Annotated in this window: 24 protein-coding genes; 9 read left to right on the top strand and 15 right to left on the bottom strand. The window is 49.7% G+C overall.

The features are described from left to right. The first annotated feature begins 14 nt into the window (after positions 1-14). The 5 genes from rpmH (at position 15) to mnmE (ending at position 3,898) form a co-directional block, all read left to right on the top strand. Positions 15-155 carry a 50S ribosomal protein L34 gene (gene rpmH, locus BN1044_RS07385; RefSeq protein WP_025797346.1) on the top strand — a complete coding sequence of 47 codons (141 nt, stop codon included), beginning with the start codon at positions 15-17 and terminating at the stop codon, positions 153-155. A 15-nt stretch (positions 156-170) separates the two neighbouring features. Continuing rightward, positions 171-530 carry a ribonuclease P protein component gene (gene rnpA / locus BN1044_RS07380; RefSeq protein WP_004093963.1) on the top strand — a complete coding sequence of 120 codons (360 nt, stop codon included), beginning with the start codon at positions 171-173 and terminating at the stop codon, positions 528-530. Beyond that, positions 494-751 (top strand): membrane protein insertion efficiency factor YidD, encoded by a 258-nt coding sequence (gene yidD, locus BN1044_RS07375; protein WP_008815724.1) that lies wholly within the window; start codon positions 494-496, stop codon positions 749-751. The genes rnpA and yidD overlap by 37 nt, the downstream gene beginning before the upstream one ends. A 1-nt stretch (position 752) precedes the next feature. Beyond that, the gene (yidC, locus tag BN1044_RS07370; RefSeq protein ID WP_072308147.1) at positions 753-2,387 is read left to right on the top strand and encodes a membrane protein insertase YidC; all 1,635 of its coding nucleotides are present in this window, start codon (positions 753-755) and stop codon (positions 2,385-2,387) included. Between the two features lie 146 nt (positions 2,388-2,533). Continuing rightward, positions 2,534-3,898, top strand: a complete 1,365-nt coding sequence (gene mnmE / locus BN1044_RS07365) for a tRNA uridine-5-carboxymethylaminomethyl(34) synthesis GTPase MnmE (RefSeq protein WP_072308235.1) — start codon at positions 2,534-2,536, stop codon at positions 3,896-3,898. Between the two features lie 34 nt (positions 3,899-3,932). On the opposite strand, the gene BN1044_RS07360 is transcribed toward mnmE, so the two are convergent. Then, positions 3,933-4,550: a TVP38/TMEM64 family protein gene (locus tag BN1044_RS07360; protein ID WP_072308234.1), complete on the bottom strand. Its 618-nt coding sequence runs from the start codon at positions 4,548-4,550 to the stop codon at positions 3,933-3,935. A gap of 276 nt (positions 4,551-4,826) precedes the next feature. Here BN1044_RS07360 and BN1044_RS07355 point away from each other — a divergent pair, with 276 nt between their 5' ends. Together BN1044_RS07355 and BN1044_RS07350 are read left to right on the top strand one after the other, a co-directional pair. Next, positions 4,827-5,561 (top strand): 4'-phosphopantetheinyl transferase family protein, encoded by a 735-nt coding sequence (locus BN1044_RS07355; RefSeq protein ID WP_072308146.1) that lies wholly within the window; start codon positions 4,827-4,829, stop codon positions 5,559-5,561. 99 nt (positions 5,562-5,660) lie between these two features. Continuing rightward, entirely contained in the window at positions 5,661-6,227 is a 567-nt protein-coding gene (locus BN1044_RS07350; protein ID WP_072308145.1) for an NADPH-dependent FMN reductase, read from the top strand. Positions 6,228-6,368: 141 nt separating this feature from the next. Here BN1044_RS07350 and BN1044_RS07345 read toward each other — a convergent pair whose 3' ends face one another. Next, positions 6,369-7,706, bottom strand: coding sequence for an NCS2 family permease (locus BN1044_RS07345; protein WP_040045281.1), 1,338 nt, complete (start codon positions 7,704-7,706; stop codon positions 6,369-6,371). Between the two features lie 219 nt (positions 7,707-7,925). On the opposite strand from BN1044_RS07345, the gene adeD reads away from it, so the two are divergent. Both adeD and yieH read left to right on the top strand, forming a co-directional pair. Beyond that, entirely contained in the window at positions 7,926-9,701 is a 1,776-nt protein-coding gene (gene adeD / locus BN1044_RS07340) for an adenine deaminase (RefSeq protein WP_072308144.1), read from the top strand. Positions 9,702-9,772: 71 nt separating this feature from the next. Continuing rightward, positions 9,773-10,438: a 6-phosphogluconate phosphatase gene (gene yieH, locus BN1044_RS07335; protein WP_072308143.1), complete on the top strand. Its 666-nt coding sequence runs from the start codon at positions 9,773-9,775 to the stop codon at positions 10,436-10,438. 2 nt (positions 10,439-10,440) lie between these two features. On the opposite strand, the gene BN1044_RS07330 is transcribed toward yieH, so the two are convergent. The 13 genes from BN1044_RS07330 to atpG form a co-directional block, all read right to left on the bottom strand. Beyond that, the gene (locus tag BN1044_RS07330) at positions 10,441-11,175 is read right to left on the bottom strand and encodes an amino acid ABC transporter permease (RefSeq protein WP_072308142.1); all 735 of its coding nucleotides are present in this window, start codon (positions 11,173-11,175) and stop codon (positions 10,441-10,443) included. Between the two features lies 1 nt (position 11,176). Next, positions 11,177-11,917, bottom strand: a complete 741-nt coding sequence (locus tag BN1044_RS07325; protein WP_072308141.1) for an amino acid ABC transporter permease — start codon at positions 11,915-11,917, stop codon at positions 11,177-11,179. Between the two features lie 127 nt (positions 11,918-12,044). Next, positions 12,045-12,878 carry an ABC transporter substrate-binding protein gene (locus BN1044_RS07320; protein WP_025797372.1) on the bottom strand — a complete coding sequence of 278 codons (834 nt, stop codon included), beginning with the start codon at positions 12,876-12,878 and terminating at the stop codon, positions 12,045-12,047. A gap of 672 nt (positions 12,879-13,550) precedes the next feature. Then, positions 13,551-14,279 (bottom strand): phosphate signaling complex protein PhoU, encoded by a 729-nt coding sequence (gene phoU / locus BN1044_RS07315; protein ID WP_025797374.1) that lies wholly within the window; start codon positions 14,277-14,279, stop codon positions 13,551-13,553. A 14-nt stretch (positions 14,280-14,293) separates the two neighbouring features. Then, positions 14,294-15,070 (bottom strand): phosphate ABC transporter ATP-binding protein PstB, encoded by a 777-nt coding sequence (gene pstB, locus BN1044_RS07310; RefSeq protein ID WP_025797376.1) that lies wholly within the window; start codon positions 15,068-15,070, stop codon positions 14,294-14,296. 72 nt (positions 15,071-15,142) lie between these two features. Beyond that, positions 15,143-16,030: a phosphate ABC transporter permease PstA gene (gene pstA / locus BN1044_RS07305; RefSeq protein WP_040045286.1), complete on the bottom strand. Its 888-nt coding sequence runs from the start codon at positions 16,028-16,030 to the stop codon at positions 15,143-15,145. A gap of 1 nt (position 16,031) precedes the next feature. Next, on the bottom strand, positions 16,032-17,018 hold the full coding sequence (pstC, locus tag BN1044_RS07300; protein ID WP_072308140.1) for a phosphate ABC transporter permease PstC: 987 nt from the start codon (positions 17,016-17,018) through the stop codon (positions 16,032-16,034). A gap of 63 nt (positions 17,019-17,081) precedes the next feature. Next, positions 17,082-18,119 (bottom strand): phosphate ABC transporter substrate-binding protein PstS, encoded by a 1,038-nt coding sequence (gene pstS / locus BN1044_RS07295; RefSeq protein ID WP_175421594.1) that lies wholly within the window; start codon positions 18,117-18,119, stop codon positions 17,082-17,084. 224 nt (positions 18,120-18,343) lie between these two features. Then, on the bottom strand, positions 18,344-20,176 hold the full coding sequence (gene glmS / locus BN1044_RS07290) for a glutamine--fructose-6-phosphate transaminase (isomerizing) (RefSeq protein WP_072308138.1): 1,833 nt from the start codon (positions 20,174-20,176) through the stop codon (positions 18,344-18,346). A 230-nt stretch (positions 20,177-20,406) separates the two neighbouring features. Beyond that, entirely contained in the window at positions 20,407-21,774 is a 1,368-nt protein-coding gene (gene glmU, locus BN1044_RS07285) for a bifunctional UDP-N-acetylglucosamine diphosphorylase/glucosamine-1-phosphate N-acetyltransferase GlmU (RefSeq protein WP_072308137.1), read from the bottom strand. A 272-nt stretch (positions 21,775-22,046) separates the two neighbouring features. Beyond that, positions 22,047-22,466: a F0F1 ATP synthase subunit epsilon gene (locus BN1044_RS07280; RefSeq protein WP_004093913.1), complete on the bottom strand. Its 420-nt coding sequence runs from the start codon at positions 22,464-22,466 to the stop codon at positions 22,047-22,049. A gap of 20 nt (positions 22,467-22,486) precedes the next feature. Continuing rightward, complete coding sequence (gene atpD / locus BN1044_RS07275; protein WP_072308136.1) at positions 22,487-23,869, bottom strand: F0F1 ATP synthase subunit beta; 1,383 nt, start codon at positions 23,867-23,869, stop codon at positions 22,487-22,489. Positions 23,870-23,902: 33 nt separating this feature from the next. Beyond that, positions 23,903-24,766 (bottom strand): F0F1 ATP synthase subunit gamma, encoded by an 864-nt coding sequence (gene atpG, locus BN1044_RS07270; RefSeq protein WP_025797385.1) that lies wholly within the window; start codon positions 24,764-24,766, stop codon positions 23,903-23,905. Positions 24,767-24,792 lie beyond the last annotated feature (26 nt).

The following is a 24,792-nucleotide window of genomic DNA, read 5'->3' as shown; positions in this document are numbered from 1 at the left end:
AGGTAGAAATCGCTATGAAACGCACTTTCCAACCGTCCGTATTGAAACGTAACCGTTCACACGGTTTCCGTGCTCGTATGGCAACCAAAAATGGTCGTCTGGTTCTGGCCCGCCGTCGTGCGAAAGGCCGTACTCGTCTGACCGTTTCTAAGTAATAAAGCTAACCCTCTGTGGTTAAGCTAGCATTTCCTAGGGAGTTACGTTTGTTAACTCCCAATCATTTCAATTTCGTCTTCCAGCAACCGCAACGAGCCGGCACTCCTCAAATTACCATACTCGGCCGTATGAACACGCTGGGGCATCCCCGCATCGGTCTTACAGTCGCCAAAAAATATGTCAAGCGTGCGCATGAGCGTAACCGGATCAAACGCCTAACGCGTGAGAGCTTCCGTTTAAGCCAACATTCGCTGCCTGCCATGGATTTTGTGGTAATTGCTAAAAAAGGGGTTCAGGAGCTCGATAATCGGGCGCTGACAGAGATTTTGGAAAAGTTATGGCGTCGTCATTGTCGGCAAGCTCGCGTATCCTAATAAAGCTGATACGCGGGTATCAGCTTTTCATTAGTCCGCTGCTCGGACCGCATTGTCGTTTCAGACCAACCTGCTCACAGTACGGAATTGAGGCATTGAGCAGGTTTGGGATGATAAAAGGCAGTTGGTTGACACTGAAACGCGTATTAAAATGCCACCCCTTGAACCCAGGTGGTGATGATCCCGTGCCGCCGAAAACTGACGATAACAGAGAACATTAAGATGGATTCGCAACGCAATCTACTCCTCATCGCTCTGCTGTTCGTGTCTTTCATGATCTGGCAAGCATGGCAAACGGATAACAATCCGCAGCCAACCGCTCAGACCGCAGGACAGACCGCGAACACCACGACAGCCGATGCATCTAGCCAGGCTGTGCCAGAAAGTGGCCAGGGTAAAATGATTACGGTTAAGACAGATGTACTGTCTTTGACCATTAACACCCGTGGTGGTGATATCGAACAGGCTAACCTGTTGGCGTATCCAGCTACTTTAGGTTCTGACCAGCCTTTCCAGCTGTTAGAAACTACACCAAACTTCATCTATCAGGCTCAAAGCGGTCTGACAGGTAAAAATGGTCCAGACAATCCAGCTAACGGTGACCGTCCTCTGTACGCCGCCGATCAAACCAGCTTCGAACTGGTCAATGGTCAGGACGAGCTGCGTATTCCTTTGACGTACACGGCGAAAGACGGCGTGGTCTATACCAAGACCTTCGTTCTTAAACGCGGTGACTACGCAATTGGCGTGGACTACAACGTTAAGAACGCCAGCGCACAGCCGTTGGATCTGACTCTGTTCGGTCAGTTGAAGCAGTCTATCGACCTGCCAAAACACAAAGATACCGGCAGCAACAACTTTGCTCTGCATACCTTCCGTGGTGCGGCGTATTCTTCAAGCGATGATAAATATCAGAAATACGCGTTTGATAAAGACCCGCTGAATATCACCACTAAAGGCGGTTGGGTTGCCATGTTGCAGCAATACTTTGCAACCGCATGGATCCCAGCAACAAACGGTACCAACCAGTTCTACACCGCTAATCTGGGTAACGGACTTTCAACGATTGGCTTTAAAGCTGAACCTGTCGTTGTTGCTCCTGGCACCGAGAAAAACCTGAACGCAACCCTGTGGGTTGGTCCTGAAATCCAGAGTGATATGGCTGCCGTAGCACCTCACTTGGACTTGACCGTAGACTACGGATGGTTGTGGTTCATTTCTCAGCCACTGTTTAAGCTGCTGCAGTTCATTCACAGCTTTATCGGTAACTGGGGCTTCTCGATTATCGTTATCACCTTCATCGTTCGTGGCATCATGTACCCGCTGACTAAAGCGCAGTACACCTCCATGGCGAAAATGCGTATGCTGCAGCCGAAACTGGCCGCAATGCGTGAGCGTATTGGTGACGACAAACAGCGCATGAGCCAAGAAATGATGGCGCTGTACAAATCAGAGAAAGTTAACCCGCTGGGTGGTTGTCTCCCGCTGGTAATTCAGATGCCTATCTTCTTGGCACTGTATTACATGCTGATGGGCTCTGTGGAACTGCGTCAAGCGCCGTTCGCACTGTGGATCCATGACTTAGCCGCACAAGACCCGTACTACATCTTGCCAATTCTGATGGGTATCACGATGTTCTTCATTCAGAAGATGTCGCCAACCACAGTCACTGACCCGATGCAGCAAAAGATCATGACCTTTATGCCGGTCATCTTCACGGTGTTCTTCTTGTGGTTCCCATCAGGTCTGGTGCTGTACTATATCGTCAGCAACCTGGTGACCATCCTCCAGCAACAGCTGATCTACCGTGGTCTTGAGAAACGTGGTCTACACAGCCGCGACAAGAAAAAATCATAATCCACGCGATGATATGAGTTGAGTAAGGCGGTCAATTGACCGCCTTTTTTTATGCCCTGTTTTATGACCTCATTGACCTATCGTCGTCTCAGCATGAAGGTCTATGGTGGGTACGAATTTCAATTTAGTAACGAGAGAGTATGACTATGAGCCAATCCGACACCATCGTTGCCCAAGCAACCCCACCGGGGCGCGGCGGCGTAGGCATTCTGCGCGTATCAGGACGTCAGGCTAAAGAAGTCGCTATGGCGTTGCTGGGTAAATTACCTAAGCCGCGCTATGCGGATTACCTACCGTTTAAAGATACAGACGGCAGCGTGCTGGATCAGGGGATCGCGCTGTACTTCCCCGGCCCAAACTCTTTTACCGGTGAAGACGTTCTTGAACTGCAAGGCCATGGCGGCCCTGTCATCCTCGATCTGCTACTAAAACGCATTCTACAGATGCCAGAAGTCCGCATTGCCCGCCCGGGAGAGTTCTCTGAGCGCGCATTTCTAAATGACAAACTCGATTTAGCGCAGGCCGAAGCAATTGCCGACCTCATCGATGCCAGCTCCGAACAGGCTGCACGCTCAGCGGTAAATTCGCTTCAAGGCGCATTCTCCAATCGCGTTAATCAGCTGGTGGAAGCGCTGACTCATCTGCGTATTTTTGTTGAAGCCGCTATCGACTTCCCCGACGAAGAGATCGATTTTCTCTCAGACGGTAAAATTGAAGCACAGCTAAACGGCATTATGGGAGAGCTGCAGGCCGTGCGTGCCGAAGCGCGTCAGGGAAGTTTGCTGCGTGAAGGGATGAAAGTGGTGATTGCTGGCCGCCCGAACGCCGGTAAATCCAGCCTGTTAAACGCACTTGCAGGACGCGAAGCCGCTATCGTCACCGACATCGCGGGTACAACGCGTGACGTCCTACGTGAACACATTCATATCGACGGCATGCCGCTACACATCATTGATACCGCAGGTTTACGCGAAGCCAGCGACGAAGTTGAACGCATCGGTATCGAACGTGCATGGAATGAGATCGAACAGGCCGACCGCGTACTGTTCATGGTTGATGGCACTACAACTGACGCTATTGAGCCCGCCAGCATCTGGCCTGAGTTTATGGCTCGTTTGCCAAAAACATTGCCGATTACCGTAGTACGCAACAAAGCCGACATGACCGGCGAAGCGCTGGGACTCAGCGAAGTAAATGGTTACTCACTTATTAGACTCTCTGCGCGAACCGGTGAAGGCATCGACGTTCTGCGCGACCATCTCAAGCAGAGCATGGGCTTTACCAGCAATATGGAAGGTGGGTTCTTAGCTCGTCGCCGTCACCTTCAGGCGCTTGAAACCGCCGCAGAACACCTTGAGCAGGGCAAGGAACAGCTTGTAAGCGCTTATGCAGGTGAATTACTGGCTGAAGAGCTACGTCTTGCTCAGCAGGCGCTCAGTGAGATTACCGGCGAATTCACCTCAGATGATTTACTGGGCCGCATTTTCTCAAGTTTCTGCATTGGTAAGTGATTACTTCTGTTCAAAAACCCGCCAGTGGCGGGTTTTATTTTTTACTAAACCGCTTCCTGAAAACCCTACGCGTTACCTGTGTCAAAACAAACAACAGCGCGCCGCACAAGAAGAGTTTTAGCGTTACATTTAGCGTAATCCCATTTTCAGCCAATTCACTGGCCATAAACGTGAATATGAACGTTCCCGGCAGAAGGGTTAAGCAAGAAACTACGCTGTAGCGCCAAAAAGATATCGCCGTTAACCCGTAAGCATAATTTTGAATATTGTAGGGAAAAAGCGGAATCAGGCGGGTAAAAATCAAAAAATCCACACCATAGCGTTGAATGCCTCGCTCAATCTGCTCAAATTTTTGGTTTCCACCCAAACGGCGTAATAACCAAGAGCGTCCTAAGTATCTGGCTAACAAAAAAGAGAGCGAAGAAGCCAACGTGGCGGCAAATAATGAGATGAGCGTTCCGTAAAACACCCCGAAAACGACACCGCCAGCGATAACTAACACGCTTCCTGGGAACAGGAATAGCGAAGTGATAACAAACAACAATATGTAAGCCAAAACTCCCCACCAGCCATGCGAACTCACCCATTGTTGTAACGTTTCAACGTGCGATAACACTTCGGCTAGAGGGCTGTTATGTAAAAGGATAATCAGAGCCACCAAAACCAGCAGGCCGATACCCCGTTTAAGACTTCTTTTGCATCACCATTCCAACTCCTTGTTCTACTTGATATTTACCAAAACATAACCGTTTATGGTCATAGCCAGCGTTAAATTTGTTAGTTAAATCAGTGCGCTGTTGCACAGTTCACACAAAATCGAGTTACTAAATATCTGACGAAGATAAATAATCTCGTGAGCGAAAGCGCTTACGCTATAGTTAGTACGTTACGTATATCCGCCAATTCATCCGTAAATCAGGGAGCGACTATGGATAATCATTTTGCTTGGTGGTATTTATCCAACCAACCTTTAGACGTACATCGTCTCACCGACGATCTGATCACCACCTCACTTCACTACTCACCTAAACGCCGTGAACGTTTTTTACATGGCCGAGCATTGCTCGCAGAGCTTATGTTTCAACTTTATGGCTATGAAAAACTGCCTCGCTTGGCCGTTGCGCCCAGTGGCAGGCCGTGCTTTGTTGATCCAACGCTTCCCGATTTTAGCTTGGGGTATGCTGGCGGTGTCATCGCATTGATGCTTGGCACCAATGGGAAAGTCGGCATGGACGTCGAGATTATCCGAGCGCGTCAGGGCGGCTTTATTCACCTTCAGCAGCAATATATTACCAGCGGCGAAAAAATTTGGATCGATGGACAAGCCGATCGTTTGGAAGCAACAACCCAGCTTTGGGCTATTCGTGAATCGGTTCTTAAGATCTCAGGGCTGGGTACCAGCGGTTTACAAACGCTACGCCTTTTACCGGGTGCAGGAAAACTGCGTTCAACGGTAACGCCGCAGGTCGAAACCATTAGCGCAATACAGGGCGAGATCGCGTGGGCATGCAGTAAATCGCCCACGTTAGGACAGCTCAATTATTGGCTGATGGATCAAGAAGAAAACCAGTTGCTCAATATCACCGCAGAGAAACAAGCTGAGCTAAAAGAGTCCACTTCCTATTTGCGTTTTACCAGCAACGCACCAATACAAACGGCTTAAATGATAAGTCTGATAACAACTTATCTACTCTATGATTGATTATTGATCTAAGATGAGTTCTACATATCCGGTTAAATTACATCAAGAAATGGAGAACTTATGTCAGATAAACCACTGAAAATTGTCACTTTACTCGGTAGCCTACGTAAAGGTTCCTACAATGGGATCGTCGCCAATGCTCTGCCCGGCTTAGCGCCTGAAGGCGTAACCATTGAAGCTTTACCCTCTATTCGCGATATCCCTCTCTATGACGCAGATCGCCAACAGGATGAAGGCTTCCCTGCTCAAATTGAGGCGATTGCCGAGCAAATTCGTCAGGCTGATGGCGTAATCATCGTCACCCCCGAATATAACTACTCTGTTCCGGGTGGCCTGAAAAACGCTATCGATTGGATCTCTCGTCTGCCAAATCAACCGTTAGCTGGAAAGCCTGTGGCAATCCAGACCAGCTCAATGGGGCCGGTTGGCGGTGCACGCTGCCAGTATCATCTGCGCCAGATTTTGGTATTCTTAGACTCTCAGGTGATGAATAAACCTGAGTTTATGGGCGGCGTGATCCAGAGCAAAGTGGATGAACAGAAGGGCACATTAACGGATGCTTCAACCATTGAGTTCTTAGGCAAACAGCTGTCTGCATTTGCAGATTATGTACGCCGCGTCGGTTGATAGATAAGTTATTGATAGAGAATTGATTGATAGAGAAGTGAATGGGTAAGCAGAACTAAAAAACCCCTTCCCAGCCTCTCTCTGAGAAGAGAGAGGCTAATAATCCCAGCAAACGGGATGTCAGAAGGGGCTTAACCGCGATTAATGCGCATCAACAAATACAATCTTCAGCACAAACAGCAGCGCCACAATTACCACGCATGGGCTGATTTCACGCCAGCGGCCGGTGCCTAACTTCATAATGCAGTAAGAGATAAAGCCAAGCGCGATACCTTCCGTGATCGAGAAGCTAAACGGCATCATGACCGCGGTGATAAACGCCGGTACGGCTTCAGTCAAATCATCCCACTTCACGCGAGACAGGCTAGACGTCATCAATACGCCCACATAAATCAGCGCGCCTGCCGCAGCATAAGCAGGAACCATTCCCGCCAGCGGCGAAAGGAAAATCACCAGCAGGAACAGAATGCCCACGACTACCGCAGTTAAGCCTGTACGCCCGCCCACGGAAACTCCAGAGGTACTTTCGATATAAGCCGTCACCGATGACGTACCAATAAAAGAACCTACGACGGAGCTGATGCTATCGACATACAACGCCTGTTTCATGCGCGGGAATTTACCGCTCTTATCTGCCAGCCCTGCTTTATCCGTTACACCAATCAATGTGCCTGATGAGTCAAACAGGTTTACCAGCATGAAGGAGAAAATCACGCCAGCCAGACCGATGTTTAACGCCCCAGATAAATCAACCTGACCTACGACGCTGGTCACGTTCGGCGGCATGGAGAACAAACCGGAATACTGCACATCGCCCAGTGCCCAGCCGATAAGCGTAGTCACCACGATGGATACCAACACGGCGGCATGGAAGCTACGGGATGACAAAATCGCGATGATAAAGAAACCCAAAGCCCCCAGCAAAACGCTGTGAGAGGTCAGATTTCCAACGGCAACCAACGTATCTTTGTTCGGCACAACGATCCCGGCATTTTTCAGGCCCATCATCGCGATAAACAAACCAATACCGCTGGTGATACCCACGCGCAGGCTCATTGGGATATTCGCAATCATCCAGTAACGGATGCGGAAAATAGTCAGCAGCAACAGGCCAACGGCACCCCAGAAAATAGCGCCCATACCAACCTGCCATGTCAGCCCCATAGCGCCAACGACGACAAAGGCAAAGAAGGCATTCAGCCCCATAGCAGGAGCCAGCGCTACCGGTAGGTTAGCCAGCAGGCCCATGAAGATACTACCGAAAGCAGCGATCAGACAGGTGGTAACGAATACAGCCTGTGTATCCATGCCGGCAGCGCCGAGGATTTGCGGGTTGACGAAGACGATATACACCATAGTCAAAAACGTGGTGATACCGGCGATCACCTCAGTCCTTGCGGTGGTGCCATGCTCCTGCAATTTGAAGACACGCTCAAACAGCCCCTGCCCTTGAGCAGAGTTTGAAGTTGAATTATTCATTCTATTAAATCCGGATGGATATTGGCTTTGGGAGAGTATCCTATACCAAAAGAGCTAAATAATGATCCCCGTCACACAGATTTCTAGATGTTTTTTTACTCGTCATTTTAGTGAGCGGTGTCACGTAGACCTATTTAGGCTCTCATATAATGCGTTTATATAAATAAAAACAGATTAATATCAATATGATAAAAACAATTTCAAGGAGCGGAAATTAACATGGAAGGAATAAATAATAAGCATACGCAATCGCTTTCGCGTGAAGAAATGATCCGCCTTCTGGCCGTTTCACGCGGCGATGAAGCAGCTGACTGCATTATTGACAATGTTCGCATTCTCGATCTGATAAACGGTGGCGAACTGCTGGGTCCGATCGTCATTTGCGGTGCAAATATTGCCGGCGTCGGCCCCGCCTATGCAGGTGCCGTAGCCCATCGCCGGATTGACGCCAATAACGCTATTGCGGTACCGGGATTTATTGATTCTCACCTGCATATTGAATCTAGCATGATGACGCCAATAACGTTTGAAAGCGCAACCTTACCGCTGGGCGTCACCAGCATCGTCTGCGATCCTCATGAGATTGTGAACGTGATGGGTAAGCAAGGGTTGGAATGGTTTTTACGCTGTGCGGAACAGGCTCAACAAAATCAGTTCGTACAAATCAGCTCATGCGTACCAGCGCTTGCGGGAAGCGACATCAACGGAGCCGAGTTTCCTTTAGATGAAATGCTGAAATACCGCGATCATTCGCACGTCCTTGGGCTGGCGGAAATGATGAACTTTCCCGGCGTTATTGCTGGAGACGGCGACATCATGGACAAACTGGACGCCTTTCGCCATTTAACCCTTGATGGCCATAGCCCCATGCTCAGCGGCAAAGACCTTAACGGGTATCTAGCGGCAGGCGTAGAAAACTGCCACGAAACTCTACTGCTGCAGGAAGGGCGCGAAAAACTGTCTCTGGGTATGGCGCTCATGATGCGAGAAGGCTCCGCTGCGCGCAATCTGGATACGCTAGCGCCGCTGATTAATGAGTTCAGTAGCCCACAATGCATGCTCTGTACCGACGATCGTAATCCGTGGGAAATTGCGCATGAAGGCCATATCAACGCCCTCATTCATCGCCTAATCAATCAGCATGGCATACCGGTTCACGTTGCCTACCGCGTCGCAAGCTGGTCTCCAGCACGGCATTTCGGCTTAAAACGTCTGGGTCTTATTGCCCCAGGTAAAAGAGCGGATATCGTGATACTCAATGATGTACAACAAGTTGAAATTCAGCAGGTCATTGCCGGAGGAAAGCGGGTTGATGGCCAACAACTCACAGCAACCAGCGAACAGCGTTACCAGCAAACCCAGCCACCGACGCAAAATACTATTCAACGCACGCCGGTTGATGAATCTGCACTAACGCTTCCATTGGAAATCGGCGAACGCTATCGGGCAATACAGGTGATCCCAAATGAACTGATTACCTGTGAACTGCCCGTTATTTGGCAGGGCGAGCGTTTCGATCACGACGACGTATGCAAAATTGCGGTCATGGAACGTTACGGTCATCAAAAACCCCCCGCTTTAGGTTTGCTGCAAAACTTTGGTCTTATACGCGGGGCCATGGCAGCAACCGTAAGCCATGATAGCCATAATATCGTGGTGATCGGTCATCATGCGCGCGATATGGCTATCGCCGTTAATCAGTTGATTTCACAGGGTGGGGGCTTATGCGTTGTCGATGAAGGTGAGGTGAAAAGCCATCTTTCGCTGCCTATTGCAGGCTTGATGAGTGACAAACCTGCGGCAGAGATCGCCGATGATATCACCCATCTGAAAAATGCCTGTCGCCTCTGTGGTGTGACGCTAAATGAACCGTTTATTCAGATGGCATTTTTGTCATTGCCGGTCATCCCCTCATTGAAATTAACCAGCTTAGGGCTATTTGATGTCGATCGCTTCGCATTTACTGAGACTCGCTTTTCTGCCTTAAGTGATTAAACTGGGCACTGGTTTATCTCTGACGACGGCAGCGCTAGGCTGCCGTTTGCCATGAAAAACAAGGAAGCCCAATGACATCTATCAATTGTATTTTCTTCGACTGTGACGGCACGCTGGTCGACAGTGAATACCTGTGCAGCAAAGCTTACGTTCATATGTTCGCCCACTACGGGGTACATCTGTCATTGGATCGCGTTTTCAAGGAATTCAAAGGCGTTAAGCTGTACGAGATCATCGAGCGCATCAAACAAGAACATGCTTTTGAGTCCGAGCGTGATGAAATGGAGCAAATTTACCGCGATGAGGTCGCCCGTCTGTTTGCCACCGAACTGAAATCGATTCCCCATGCAGAATCGTTGCTGTCACAGATAACGGTTCCCATGTGCACCACGTCCAACGGACCTGTCAGCAAAATGCAAAACTCATTGGGTTCAACCGGAATGCTCAACTATTTTGGTGACCGACTCTACAGCGGCTACGATATCCAGAGCTGGAAGCCCGACCCAGACCTGATGTTCCACGCAGCCAAAGAGATGGGCGTAGATATTAAAGAGTGTATTTTAGTGGATGATTCACCATCAGGCGTGAAATCGGGCATTGCCGCCGGTATCCCAGTGTTCTACTACTGCGGCGACGCACATAATCCAGTTATTGAGCATCCGCTGGTGACCTCTTTTGACGATCTCAGCGTATTGCCAGAGTTATGGCGTGAACGTGGTTGGTCGCTGACCAAATAGTTTTAGCTTGCAGGTAACGCAGGTTTCAACTGCCACCAGCGGCGTTTTACCACGATATTTTGCGACGTAAAACGCCGGCTCAGCTGGTTGGCAGCCACATCTAGCGCAAGACACATCACGAAATAGACACCCGCTACAAACATAAACACTTCCATCGGATACACCATGCTGCGGTTGTTAACCTGCGTAGCTAAGAACGTCAGTTCACTCACGCCCACGATATATGCCAGCGAAGTATCCTTAATCAATGAAATCCATTGATTAATAAAAGACGGCACCATCATGCGTAGCGCCTGAGGCAACACCACATTACCCAAAACCTGCCAGCGATTTAACCCCAGAGAAAGCCCTGCCTGCCATTGTCCACGCCCTACAGCATGTATACCAGCCGCAACGGCATGCGCCAGATAGGCTGAGGCGATCAATGCTAGCGCGCAAACTACCGTGGTGATCTCGGGTATATCAACGCCAAATACGATTGGGAGAAGGAAGTAAGTCCAGAAGATCAGCATGATAACCGGAATAGCGCGAAAAAATCCCAGCACCATTGCCAAGGCAGCGCCCAGCCAACCGCGCGACATCGCCAAACAAATCCCCAACAACGTGCCCAACACGGCAGAAATCAACCCTGCAATCAGGCTTATCACCAGCGTTAACGCGGCACCCCCTAAGGGACCATCAGGAAACTGCCCCCACAGCAGATAGCTGAGGTTATCGTGAATAACGGTGAAATCCATTCTAATAGCGCTCCTGCATCCGTCGACGCTGCTGATACCACATTCCCCAGCCTTCCATCAGCGCAATAATTAAAACGTACAACAGGGTCGCTACGCCAAACGCTTGGAATGTTTTTAGCGTTTCAGTCTCCACCTGCCGTGAAGCATACGAAAGCTCAGCCACACCGATGGCCATGGTTAATGACGAGTTCTTGATGATATTCATGTACTGGCCTAACAACGGTGGCAGAGCAATCTTCACCGCCTGCGGCAGCACGACATAACGCATGCTTTGCCAGAGGCTTAGTCCTAGCGCCTGCGAGGCCTGTTTTTGCCCGCTTGCCACACCGCGAATTCCTGCGCGGATCTCTTCAGAAATAAACGCTGCGGAATACAGCGTTAGGCCAACTAAACCGGCCAAAAACTCGAACGACGGCCATGCGAGAGTCCATCCACCTATCGTCCATTCATGCTGCGTATTTAGCCACTGCATCACAGCGGAAGGTAGAAGCTGTCCTGCACCGAAGTACCAGAAAAAGAGCTGAACTAGCAGCGGCGTGTTGCGGAAAACCGAGCTGTAGGCCACAACGGGCAAACTCAGCCAGCGCTGTGGGCTATCACGCAACGCCGCTAATATCAGGCCAAGAAGGGTAGCAAGAACAACCGTACACGCAGAAATAACCAGCGTAATCAGAAACCCAGACCACAGCCAATGCAGATACTGCGGTGCCAGAATTACATCGTAAAAAGATTGTCCGTTCATCATGCTCACCGATCGCGATATTCCCAAACCACTTGGAATAGCTGCCTCGATAACAGCTATTCCAAGTCATACGGGAAATGCGACCACGCCTAGACACAGCAGCGCGGCCGCACTTATTCAGAATTGATTAGGACTTGCTGATATCAACAGGGCCAATTTTAAAATCACCACGTGGCTGGGCAGATTTTGTTTCTGGGCCAAACCAGCGATCGTAAATCTTCTCGGCCTGACCATCTTTCTCCAGACCTTCCAGCACGGTATTCACTTTAGTCGTCAGACGATCTTCGCCTTTTGGCAAGCCAATGCCTTGATACTCTTTGGTGATGCTGAAAGGTGATATTTCAAAATCAGCTTTTGCTGCTTCCGGCACATTGGCTAACAACCCAACCAATTTGGCATCGTCTTGCGTAATAGCCTGAACGTTGCCGTTTCTCAGCGCAGCAAACGCCAACGGCGTGTCATCGTAGGAGATCACTTTAGCGGTTGGGTATTTATCGCGTAGCGTAATTTCCTGCACGGTGCCTTTATCAGCGCCGATACGCAGCTTGGCAATATCGTCAGGCTGTTTCAGCACGCCTTTGTGGGCAATGAATTTTTGCCCCGTACGGAAATACGGCACGCTGAAATTCACCTCTTTGGCACGTTCTGGCGTAATGGTGAAGTTCGCAGCGATTAAATCGACTTTTTTAGACGCTAACAGTGGAATTCGGTTAGCAGGGTTAGTGGCTCTCAGTTCAACTTTCACCCCCAACGCTTTACCAATGGCATCGGCAACGTCTACGTCATAACCCACCAGCTTTTTGGTTTGGGGATCGACATAACCAAACGGTGGATTGCTATCAAAAACGGCGATACGTACAACGCCAGCTTTTTGAATATCATCGAGTTTATCGGCGTGAGCCAAACCAGAAACAGCGGAAAGGCTGGCTAACAAGGACAGAACGAGAACGCGTTGCTTCATGGAAAAGCTCCTAAAGGTATTGTGCCCAGAAGTATGTTTTGGCGGCTTTATTTTTAGCGACAGGATTAAATTACGCTTAACCCACATAGAACTGGAAATACTATTAGAGGATATGGATAGATGAATTTGTTTTAAGAGGGTGGAATTTTGATCTGGCGAAGAAACCTTCTATGTTCAAACAGTGAAAGGTTTCGTACGCCTATCTGCATAGACGTCTCCATGAAGCCACTGGCGTAGGCGTCCGATGAGAGTCCCGTTGCGCGGGGACTCTCAACTCACGCGCTTTTTACCGAGCCGTTTGCCCGACCGGTCTCAGAGCGTACATCCTGTACGCCCTCGACCTGCCACCAGCATCCCTGCTGGCGGCTCTAAAATGCATTTCATCTAACAAGACAAAGACATTTTTGCCTGCCTATCTTTTATATTGTTTAAGTTTTGGTAGGGAGAGCCGCCGGTACAGGGATGTACCGGCGGAGTTTGGGGCGCCCTGGATGGGCGATACCAAACCGGAGCGGAAATGGCATCTCGGATAAGAGCGCGCGGGTGTTGGGTGCGCGCGCTGGCGCACCCAACTCGTTCGCCTACAACAGTGGTTTCATGGAAACTTACTTATAGAATGGCGAACGAAACCATATACCGCATTTATATGTACGATCTACACACTCACTTACATCAAGTCGGCTTATTCCCATCCTTCGCCAAGAGCTGATCCAACTCATCACCGCCAAGGTGGCGGAAATCCTGCCCTTTAACGAAGTAGAAAATAAACTCACAGATATTCTGACAGCGGTCACCAATACGCTCGATGGAGCGCGCACAGAACAGCGCGGTGAGAACGCTTGGAATGGTGCGCGTATCTTCCATCATGTAGGTCATCAGCTGACGCACAATGCCTTCATATTCCTGGTCGACTTTTTTATCTTCACGATAAATACGTACTGCTTCGTCCAGATCCATGCGGGCGAACGCATCCAGCACGTCATGCAGCATCTGTACAGTATGGCGGCCCAGAGACTCTAGGCTAACCAACAGCGGTTGATGTTGATGAGAGAATTTCTCTAACGCCGTACGGCAGATTTTATCGGCTACGTCGCCAATACGTTCTAATTCGGAGATCGTTTTGATGATCGCCATAACCAAACGTAAGTCACTGGCAGTGGGCTGGCGCTTAGCGATGATCTTCACACAGGCCTCATCGATCGCCACTTCCATCATGTTAACTTTTTTATCGCCTTCAATAACGCGTTTAGCCAGCTCGCCGTCTTGGTTGTGCATGGCGGTAATCGCGTCTGAAAGCTGCTGCTCAACCATCCCACCCATGGTCATCACCTGAGTACGGATGTGCTCCAGCTCGGCGTTAAACTGACCGGAAATATGTTTGTTTAGGTTTAAATTATCCATGATAAGTCCCGTAATCAGCCGTAACGGCCAGTAATGTAATCTTCCGTTTGCTTCTGCGCCGGAGAAGTAAACAGGGTGTCGGTATCGCTAAATTCAATCAGTTCGCCCAGATACATAAACGCAGTATGGTCTGAGCAACGGGCAGCCTGCTGCATGTTATGCGTTACGATCACTACCGTGTAGTCTTCTTTCAGTTCAGTGATCAGCTCTTCAATTTTGCTGGTGGAAATCGGATCCAGCGCAGAACAAGGCTCATCGAGCAATAAAACCTCAGGCCGAATAGCGATTCCACGCGCTATACACAAACGCTGCTGCTGTCCACCAGATAGGCTGTAGCCGCTCTGATGAAGCTTATCTTTTGATTCGTTCCACAGCGCCGCTTTGGTTAATGCCCACTGAACGCGCTCATCCATCTCGGCACGCGACAGCTTTTCAAACAAACGCACGCCAAAAGCAATGTTGTCATAAATTGACATCGGGAAAGGCGTTGGCTTTTGGAATACCATACCCACTTTGGCACGCAGCAGAGCGATATCTGAGTTATCAGTCAGAATATTGTGCCCATCGAGCAGGATTTCACCCTCTGCGCGCTGCTCAGGATAGAGCTGGAACATTTTGTTAAAGGTACGCAGCAATGTGGACTTACCACAGCCTGACGGGCCGATAAACGCCGTCACCTTGTTCTTTTCGATATCCAGCGAAATATTCTTCAGCGCGTGGAACTTGCCGTAGTAGAAGTTAAGATCGCGAACCTGGATTTTGCTGTTGGTCGTGTCTGTAACAATACTCATCTCTAATCTCTCTTTTTCACGACGCTGCTTTTCTTAGAGATAAGCAACGCCTGCAATAATTAATGCTTTTTCTTAGCGCTTCTTCTGAGCAAAAACGACGCGCGCCAGAATGTTCAGCAGCAGAACACATAGGGTTATCAGTAACACCCCAGCCCAAGCCAGCTCTTGCCATTCGGCGAACGGGCTCATTGCAAACTTAAATATGGTGACCGGGAGGTTGGCAATCGGCTGCGACATATCGGTGCTCCAAAACTGGTTGGAGAGCGATGTAAACAGCAGCGGTGCGGTTTCACCAGCAATACGCGCAATCGCCAACAGCACGCCGGTGATAATGCCGGAAACCGATGCTTTTAACGTGATGGCAGAGATCATCTTCCATTTTGGTGTTCCCAGCGCATAGGCCGCTTCACGCAGGCTATCAGGTACCAGTTTCAGCATGTTTTCGGTGGTACGAATAACGATAGGGATCTGCAACAGCGCTAGCGCAATCACACCCGCCCACCCGGAGAAATGCTGCACCTTGGCAACAACGATGGTGTAAACAAACAGCCCAACCACAATAGACGGCGCAGAGAGCAAGATGTCATTAATAAAGCGGATAAAATTCGCCAACCATCCTTTGCGGCCATACTCGGCTAAATAGATACCAGCCATAATGCCTAGCGGAGTACCAATCACCGTAGCCCACAGGATTAGCAAGCCAGAACCGGCAATGGCGTTAGCCAAACCACCGCCCTCACTGTTTGGCGGGGGCGTCATTTCGGTAAACAGCGCGATGGACATGCCATCAACGCCTTTCGTGATCGTCGAAAATAAAATCCACACTAGCCAGAACAGCCCAAAGGCCATCGTAACCATCGACAAAAACAGCGCAATGCGGTTTTTCTGACGACGCCATGCCTGCATTTTTCGGCGTGAACTGGCTAAAGCCTGAGCGTCATTCATATCAATCATCGCCATCTTAACGTCCCTCATTCTTATCAAGACGTAAAATCATCAGCTTGGACAACGCCAACACAATGAACGTGATAACAAACAGGATCAGGCCTAATTCCATCAACGCCGCCGTATGTAGTCCTGACTCAGCCTCAGCAAACTCGTTCGCCAAAGCAGAAGTAATACTGTTCCCCGGCATAAACAGCGAAGCGCTGTCGAGCTGGTAGGTATTACCAATAACGAAGGTTACCGCCATGGTTTCGCCCAGCGCACGCCCTAAGCCCAGCATGATGCCGCCAATCACTCCATTTTTGGTAAATGGCAGAACGATGCGGCTCATCACTTCCCACGTCGTACAGCCAATGCCGTAGGCGGATTCTTTCATCATCACCGGCGTTTGCTCAAACACGTCACGCATTACGGCGGCAATATAAGGAATGATCATGATGGCAAGAATCACGCCGGCTGCCAAAATACCGATACCAAACGCAGGGCCAGCAAATAGGTCACCCACAATCGGAATACCGGAAAGCACATCGCCCACCGGCGTTTGGAAATATTCGGCAAACAGCGGAGCAAAAACAAACAGCCCCCACATGCCATAAACAATGCTCGGAATAGCGGCCAACAGTTCAATCGCAACACCCAGCGGGCGGCGCAGCCAAGTTGGTGCGAGTTCAGTGAGGAACAACGCGATCCCAAAACTCACCGGTACGGCAATCACTAAGGCAATGATTGAGGTGACGATCGTGCCGTAAATGGGTACTAAGGCACCGAACTGCTCCGCTGGTGCGTCCCACTCTTTGGACCACAGGAAGGCGAAGCCAAACTTCTGGATGCTCGGCAGCGACGCGATAAACAGCGAAACAATAATGCCGCCCAGCAACAATAGAGTAATCAGCGCTGCTAGTTTGACTAGAGCACCAAAGATAACGTCACCGTTTTTACTCGGTGGTTTTATTTTTGATTCTTTCTTGGGCAACGAAGGCTTAGGTAACGGATGTTCAGCCATGTGATTCTCTTCTTAAACTAGTGTTCCGCTTCCAAAGCATCAGCTCTGGAAGCGGATGAAACATTAGTACAGCGCTTTACCTGAACTATCTTTTACGTTGGTCTTCCATGCTGCACGGATCTGCTCAACGACAGCGTTAGGCAGTGGTGCATAGTCCAAAGCGCTGGCTTCTTTGCCGCCATTTTTATAGGCCCAGTCAAAGAATTTCAGTACCGCAGCACCCTGCTCTGGTTTCTGCTGATCTTTATGCACCAGAATGAAGGTGGTGGAGCTGATAGGCCATGCATTAGCGCCTTTCTGGTTGGTCAGGTCTTGGGCGAAGGATTTGCTCCAGTCAGCGCCTTTAGCAGCGTTGCTAAAGCTCTCTTCCGTTGGCAGAACAGCGTCGCCATCAGCAGAGATCAGCTTGGTATAAGCCAGCTTGCTTTGCTTAACGTAAGCATACTCAACATAGCCAATGGAACCTGGCAGACGCTGGATAAACGCGGCTACGCCGTCGTTACCCTTGCCGCCCAAACCGGTTGGCCAATTAACGGTAGATCCTGCGCCAACTTTAGATTTCCAATCTGGGTTCACTTTCGCCAGATAGTTGGTGAAGACATAAGAAGTACCAGAGCCATCAGCGCGGCGAACCACGGCAATGTTGGTATCGGGCAGTTTTAAGCCTGGATTTAATTTGGTGATCGCTGGGTCATTCCATTTTTTGATGTTGCCCAAATAGATATCACCCAGAGTTTTGCCATCCAGCGTTAGTTCGCCAGATTTCAAACCCGGAATATTGACCGCCAGCACCACACCACCGATAACGGTTGGGAACTGGAACAGGCCGTCTGCGGCCAGTTTTTCATCGGTAAGAGGCGCATCAGAAGCACCGAAATCAACGGTGTTAGCAATAATTTGCTTAACGCCGCCGGAAGAACCAATACCTTGATAGTTAACTTTGTTACCGGTTTCTTTCTGATAGGTATCTGCCCACTTAGCATAAACAGGCGCGGGGAAAGTCGCACCGGCACCGGTCAAGCTGGTCGCGGCAAATGCAGACATTGTAGTCAGAGAGCAAGTTGCAGCAACAATGGCAGCAACAGTCTTAGAGGTAACCATTTTTTTAGTGACAACCAAGGAACGCATCGGCTTCATATTCCCTCCACGGGGAGTGTTATTCATCAGCATCAGTGTGAACAATCAAGTTTAAGTATGGTGCAGGAGGGAAAATAAGGCAGTTTGATGACAGTAAAATGTATGGAATATGACAGTTTTATTACAGATGAAATGTTTGTTGGCGGGGAAAAATGAAAAAGCCCCGCGAACGGGGCTTAGAGACGGTTTTACTCAACGGTTACCGATTTAGCCAGATTTCGCGGCTGATCGACATCAGTACCTTTGATCAGCGCCACGTGATACGAAAGCAGCTGAAGCGGAACGGTATAGAAGATTGGCGCAATCACCTCTTCTACGTGCGGCAGAGAAATAATGCGCATACCTTCGCTATCGGTGAAGCCTGCGTCTTTATCAGCGAAGACATACAGTAAACCGCCGCGCGCGCGAACTTCTTCAATATTGGATTTTAATTTTTCCAACAGTTCGTTGTTTGGCGCAATCACAACCACCGGCATATCGGCATCAATCAGCGCCAGTGGTCCGTGTTTGAGTTCACCTGCCGCATAGGCTTCTGCGTGGATATAGGAGATCTCTTTAAGCTTCAGAGCACCTTCCATTGCAATTGGGTACTGATCGCCACGGCCAAGGAACAACGCATGCTGCTTATCCATGAAATCTTCGGCTAATTCTTCAATGCCTTGATCCATTGATAACATCTGCTCAATACGCGCAGGCAGAGCTTGCAGGGCGTGAACGATATCGTGTTCAACCTGTTCAGGCATCGCATGCAGGCGACCAATACGCGCCACCAGCATCAGCAAAACGGTTAACTGAGTGGTAAACGCTTTGGTTGATGCTACGCCGATTTCCGTTCCTGCTTTGGTCATCAGAGCCAAATCAGATTCACGCACCAGCGACGAGCTCGCTACGTTACAGATAGCCAACGAGCCTAAATAGCCAATCTCTTTAGACAGACGTAAAGCCGCTAACGTATCCGCAGTTTCACCCGACTGAGATAACGTAATAATCAGGCTGTTTTTACGTACCGCAGACTTGCGATAGCGGAATTCAGAAGCAATCTCCACGTCGCAAGGCACACCGGCCAGAGATTCAAACCAATAGCGCGCCACCATACCCGAGTGGTATGAAGTCCCACAGGCGATAATCTGGATGTGCTCCACCTTCGCCAGCAGCGCATCAGCTTTCTCGCCGAGTTCGCTCAGATCAACTTTACCGTGGCTAAAACGCCCCTCGAGGGTATTTTTGATGGCTAACGGCTGCTCGTAGATCTCTTTTTGCATGTAGTGGCGGTATGCACCTTTGTCACCCGCGTCATATTGCACGTTGGATTCAATTTCTGCGCGTTCAACAGCATTGCCTTCTTTATCAAAGATCTTCACCGTACGGCGCGTCACTTCGGCTATATCGCCCTCTTCCAAAAAGATGAAGCGGCGAGTAACAGGCAGCAGTGCCAGCTGATCGGAGGCAATAAAGTTTTCTCCCATCCCGCAACCAATCACCAGCGGACTACCTGAGCGGGCGGTGACCAGCACATCTGGATGGCGTGCATCCATCACTACGGTGCCGTAAGCGCCACGCAGCTGTGGAATAACGCGTTGAACCACTTCTAATAGAGAACCACCAGCCTGCTGCTGCTCCCAATGGGTGAGATGCGCGATCACTTCGGTGTCGGTTTCAGACGTAAAGTGATAGCCACGCTCAATCAACAACGCACGCAGGGATTCGTAGTTTTCGATAATACCGTTGTGTACCACGGCAATATGTTCAGAAACATGCGGGTGCGCATTGTGCTCGGTAGGTTCACCGTGCGTTGCCCAGCGAGTATGCGCAATACCGGTTCCCCCGGTCATTGGGCTTTCCGCTACGGCATCACTGAGAGCCTGCACCTTTCCGACGCGGCGGATACGCTGCATATGCCCCTGATGATCAACGACCGCCAGACCCGCAGAATCATAACCACGGTATTCTAAACGACGCAGACCTTCTAACAGGATTTCTGCAATATCACGCTGCGCAACTGCGCCAACAATTCCACACATAGTGTTTGATTCCTATAACAAGAACAGCATTTCGTTTGCTGTTCTGTCGATGTCCGTACGATCTGATTTGGTGCCCCGAGCCTGTAGAGATTGGGGCGATTCCCCTGTGGGGATATTATTTTTTACTGCTTATTTTGTTCTGTGCCTTGGTAAACAAGACACAGTGCAAAATAGATTACCGTTGTAATCATCAACCGTGTTTAACGGGGATAACCTATATTATTCGGCGACTATTTCTTTACCGGGCGCTTCCAGCCTTGGATATGCGTTTGCTTAACGCGGCTTAAAACCAGCTCGTTTTCCGCCACGTTTTTCGTTACGGTTGTGCCCGCAGCAATAGTGACACCGTTGCCAATGGTGACTGGAGCCACCAGTTGAGTATCGGACCCCACAAACACATCGTCGCCGATAATTGTCTTAAATTTATTTGCGCCATCGTAGTTACAGGTAATCGTACCCGCACCAATGTTCACGTTTTCGCCAATTTCCGCATCGCCCAAATAGGAAAGGTGTCCTGCTTTGGAGCCTTTACCCAAGCGCGCTTTCTTCATCTCAACAAAGTTGCCAACATGCGCCTTCTCAGCCAAATCAGCGCCTGGACGCAGGCGAGCGAATGGCCCCACGGTACATTCCGTCGCTAAAGTGGAGTTTTCAATCACGGTATAAGGGCTAATTTCGCAATCATCACCGATAACGCAGTCTTTCAGCACACAGCCGGTACCGATACGTACGCGATCGCCCAGCTTAACGGTACCTTCGATAATCACGTTGGTATCAATGGAGATGTCGCGACCGTGGATCAGTTCACCGCGCAGATCGAAACGGGCAGGATCAAGCAACATTACGCCAGCTAACAACAGCTTCTGTGCCTGTTCAGACTGGTATTCACGCTCCAGAGCAGACAGCTGCAGACGGTTGTTAACGCCCTCAACCTCACTCAAGCGATCAGGATGAACGGCTTCGATACGATTACCTTCCTGATGCGCCAAGGCGATAATGTCAGTAATGTAATATTCACCCTGAACATTATTGTTGTTAAGTTTGCCTAGCCAACGTTTTAGATCGCGACCACTAGCAACCAGAATTCCAGTGTTGATTTCATTGATTTTATGCTGCTCAGCCGTGGCATCTTTATGTTCAACGATGCCCACAACGTTGTCGTTTTCACGCACTATGCGGCCATAGCCAGTAGGATTAGCAAGCTTAACGGTCAGCAAACCAATACCGCCCTGCGGTTTAGCAGCTAACAGACGTTGCAGCGTTTCACCGGAAATAAGCGGCACATCGCCATACAGCATCAGCACATCTTCATCATCAGAAAAATGTGGCGCCGCTTGTTGCATCGCATGCCCAGTCCCCAGCTGCTCGGCCTGTAATACCCAGTTCAGCGGTTGGTCTGACAGTTTTTCTTTTAGCAGATCCCCACAGTGGCCATAAACCAGATGCACGTTCTGTGCGCCCAACTTTAAAGCCGTATCAATGACATGCTGAACCATTGGCTTTCCAGCCAGAGGATGAAGCACTTTAGGAAGATCGGAATACATACGAGTACCCTTGCCTGCGGCAAGAATAACAACGCTTAAAGAACTGTTAGACATAAGCAACCTGATTCATTCAAATTGATGGGCAAAGTAAACCTGTTTGATAACAGAATTACTACATATTTCTCAGCACAAAACTTTCGCAAGCCGCGCTGGCTGCGGAATAGACACATAATAAATAACAGCGGGCAGAATGGGAAAATATGTCTGCGAACAGAGACAAATAATAGGTTAATTGCACAACGTTTAGGCGAGATTTGCTCTGGGGAAAGTCTTATTTTCAGAATAAAAAAAAGCGGCTTTTCAGCCGCTTTTTATTTGGAGTCTGCTTACATCGCTTTCTTGGTCAATTCGATAACGCGAAGTTTCGCGATCGCTTTGGACAATTCCGCTGATGCCTGAGCATAGTCGACATCGCCGTGCGAGTTATTGATGTGTTCTTCCGCTTTACGCTTAGATTCCATCGCTCGCGCCTCGTCGAGGTCTTGACCACGAATGGCGGTATCTGCCAACACGGTTACCGAGCTCGGCTGTACCTCAAGGATACCGCCGGACAGGTAGATGAACTCTTCTTCACCATGCTGTTTAACAATACGCACCATGCCAGGCTTAATGGCAGTAAGCAGCGGGGCGTGACCAGGGAAAACCCCTAGCTCACCTTCACTACCTGTCACCTGGATTTTCTGTACCAGCCCAGAAAACATTTTCTGCTCTGCGCTGACAACGTCCAGATGGTAAGTCATAGCCATATCAACCTCCTCTCAAGGCGTTACAGTTTCTTGGCTTTTTCCACTGCTTCTTCAATGGTGCCAACCATGTAGAACGCCTGCTCTGGCAGATGATCGTAATCACCATCCAGAATGCCTTTGAAACCACGAATGGTATCTTTCAGCGAGACGAACTTGCCCGGAGAACCGGTAAAGACTTCAGCAACGAAGAATGGCTGTGACAGGAAACGTTGGATTTTACGCGCACGAGCAACGACCAATTTGTCTTCTTCAGACAATTCGTCCATACCCAGAATCGCGATGATATCTTTCAGTTCCTGATAACGTTGCAGAATAGACTGCACGCCACGTGCCACGTCGTAGTGTTCCTGACCCACAACCAGTGGATCCAGCTGACGGCTGGTGGAATCCAGCGGGTCAACGGCTGGGTAGATACCCAGAGAAGCGATCTGACGGCTCAGTACCACGGTTGCATCCAAGTGAGCAAAGGTGGTTGCTGGTGATGGGTCAGTCAAGTCATCCGCAGGTACGTAAACGGCCTGAACAGAGGTGATTGAACCCGTTTTGGTAGAGGTGATACGTTCTTGCAGAACACCCATCTCTTCCGCCAGCGTTGGCTGATAACCTACCGCAGAAGGCATACGACCCAGCAGTGCAGATACTTCGGTACCGGCCAAGGTATAACGGTAGATGTTATCGATGAACAGCAGTACGTCACGACCTTCGTCACGGAACTTCTCAGCCATAGTCAGACCGGTCAGCGCAACGCGCAGACGGTTTCCTGGTGGCTCATTCATCTGGCCATAAACCAGTGATACTTTGTCCAATACGTTGGAGTCGGTCATTTCGTGGTAGAAGTCGTTACCCTCACGAGTACGTTCACCCACGCCGGCAAATACAGAGTAACCTGAGTGCTCGATCGCGATGTTACGGATCAGCTCCATCATGTTTACTGTTTTACCAACACCCGCACCACCGAACAGACCGACTTTACCGCCCTTAGCGAACGGACAAATCAAGTCCATTACCTTGATACCGGTTTCCAGCAGTTCTTGCGAGTTAGACAGTTCTTCGTAGCTTGGAGCTTCACGGTGAATAGCCCAGCGATCTTCTTCGCCGATATCACCCTTCATATCAATTGGCTCACCCAGTACGTTCATAATGCGGCCTAAGGTCGCTTTACCTACTGGGACTTCAATCGGGTGCTCCAGGTCAACAACGTCCAGTCCGCGACGCAGACCGTCAGAAGTACCCATAGCGATACAGCGTACAACGCCGCCGCCTAGCTGCTGCTGAACTTCCAGTACCAGTTTAGTGGCACCGCCTTTCACCTCAAGTGCGTTATACACTTTAGGCACGGCATCTTGCGGGAACTCGACGTCCACCACAGCGCCGATAACCTGGATAATCTTTCCAGTAGCCATCTTGAATCCTCTACGTAATTCGTAAAACCTAGCTTAAACCGCGGAGGCCCCACCGACGATCTCGGTGAGCTCTTGGGTAATGCTGGCCTGACGAGCTTTGTTGTATACCAACTGCAGCTCTTTGATCAGGCTACCGCCGTTATCAGTTGCGGCTTTCATCGCAACCATTCGAGCGGCCTGCTCACTGGCCAGGTTTTCCACGACGCCCTGATAAACCTGAGATTCCACATAACGACGCAGCAAGGTATCCAGCAGCGCCTTAGGATCGGGTTCGTACAGGTAATCCCATGATTTCTTCTTCAACTCGCTATCATCAGACGGTGGCAGCGGCAACAGCTGAAGGATTTGAGGTTCTTGAGACATGGTATTGATGAACTTGTTGCTCACCACATACAGTTTGTCCAGACGCCCTTCATCATAAGCCTGCAACATCACTTTTACCGGCCCAATCAATTCAGAAAGGGAAGGGTGGTCACCCATACCGGTTACCTGTGCAACGATATTACCGCCCACAGAACCAAAGAAAGATGCTGCTTTGGAACCAATCAGCGCAAGATCAACTTCAACGCTTTTTTCGTTCCAGCTTTTCATATCCGTCAGCAGTTTTTTGAACAGGTTAATGTTCAAGCCACCACACAGACCACGGTCGGTAGAAACCACCAGATACCCAACGCGCTTAACATCGCGCTCTTCCAGGTACGGGTGTTTATATTCCAGATTACCAAGGGCAAGGTGACCAATCACTTTGCGCATGGTTTCTGCATAAGGACGGCTGGCCGCCATGCGATCCTGCGTTTTACGCATTTTGGAGGCGGCGACCATTTCCATCGCTTTAGTGATCTTTTGCGTGTTTTGGACGCTTGCGATCTTACTACGTATCTCTTTTGCGCCGGCCATCTCTGCTTCTCCTCAAGACCTTACGG

Origin of the sequence: Hafnia alvei, assembly GCF_900095695.1 — a bacterium.
Taxonomy (GTDB): domain Bacteria; phylum Pseudomonadota; class Gammaproteobacteria; order Enterobacterales; family Enterobacteriaceae; genus Hafnia; species Hafnia alvei_B.
The sequence above is the reverse complement of the archived record's forward strand: the minus strand, read 5'-3'. Positions and strand labels throughout refer to the sequence as shown.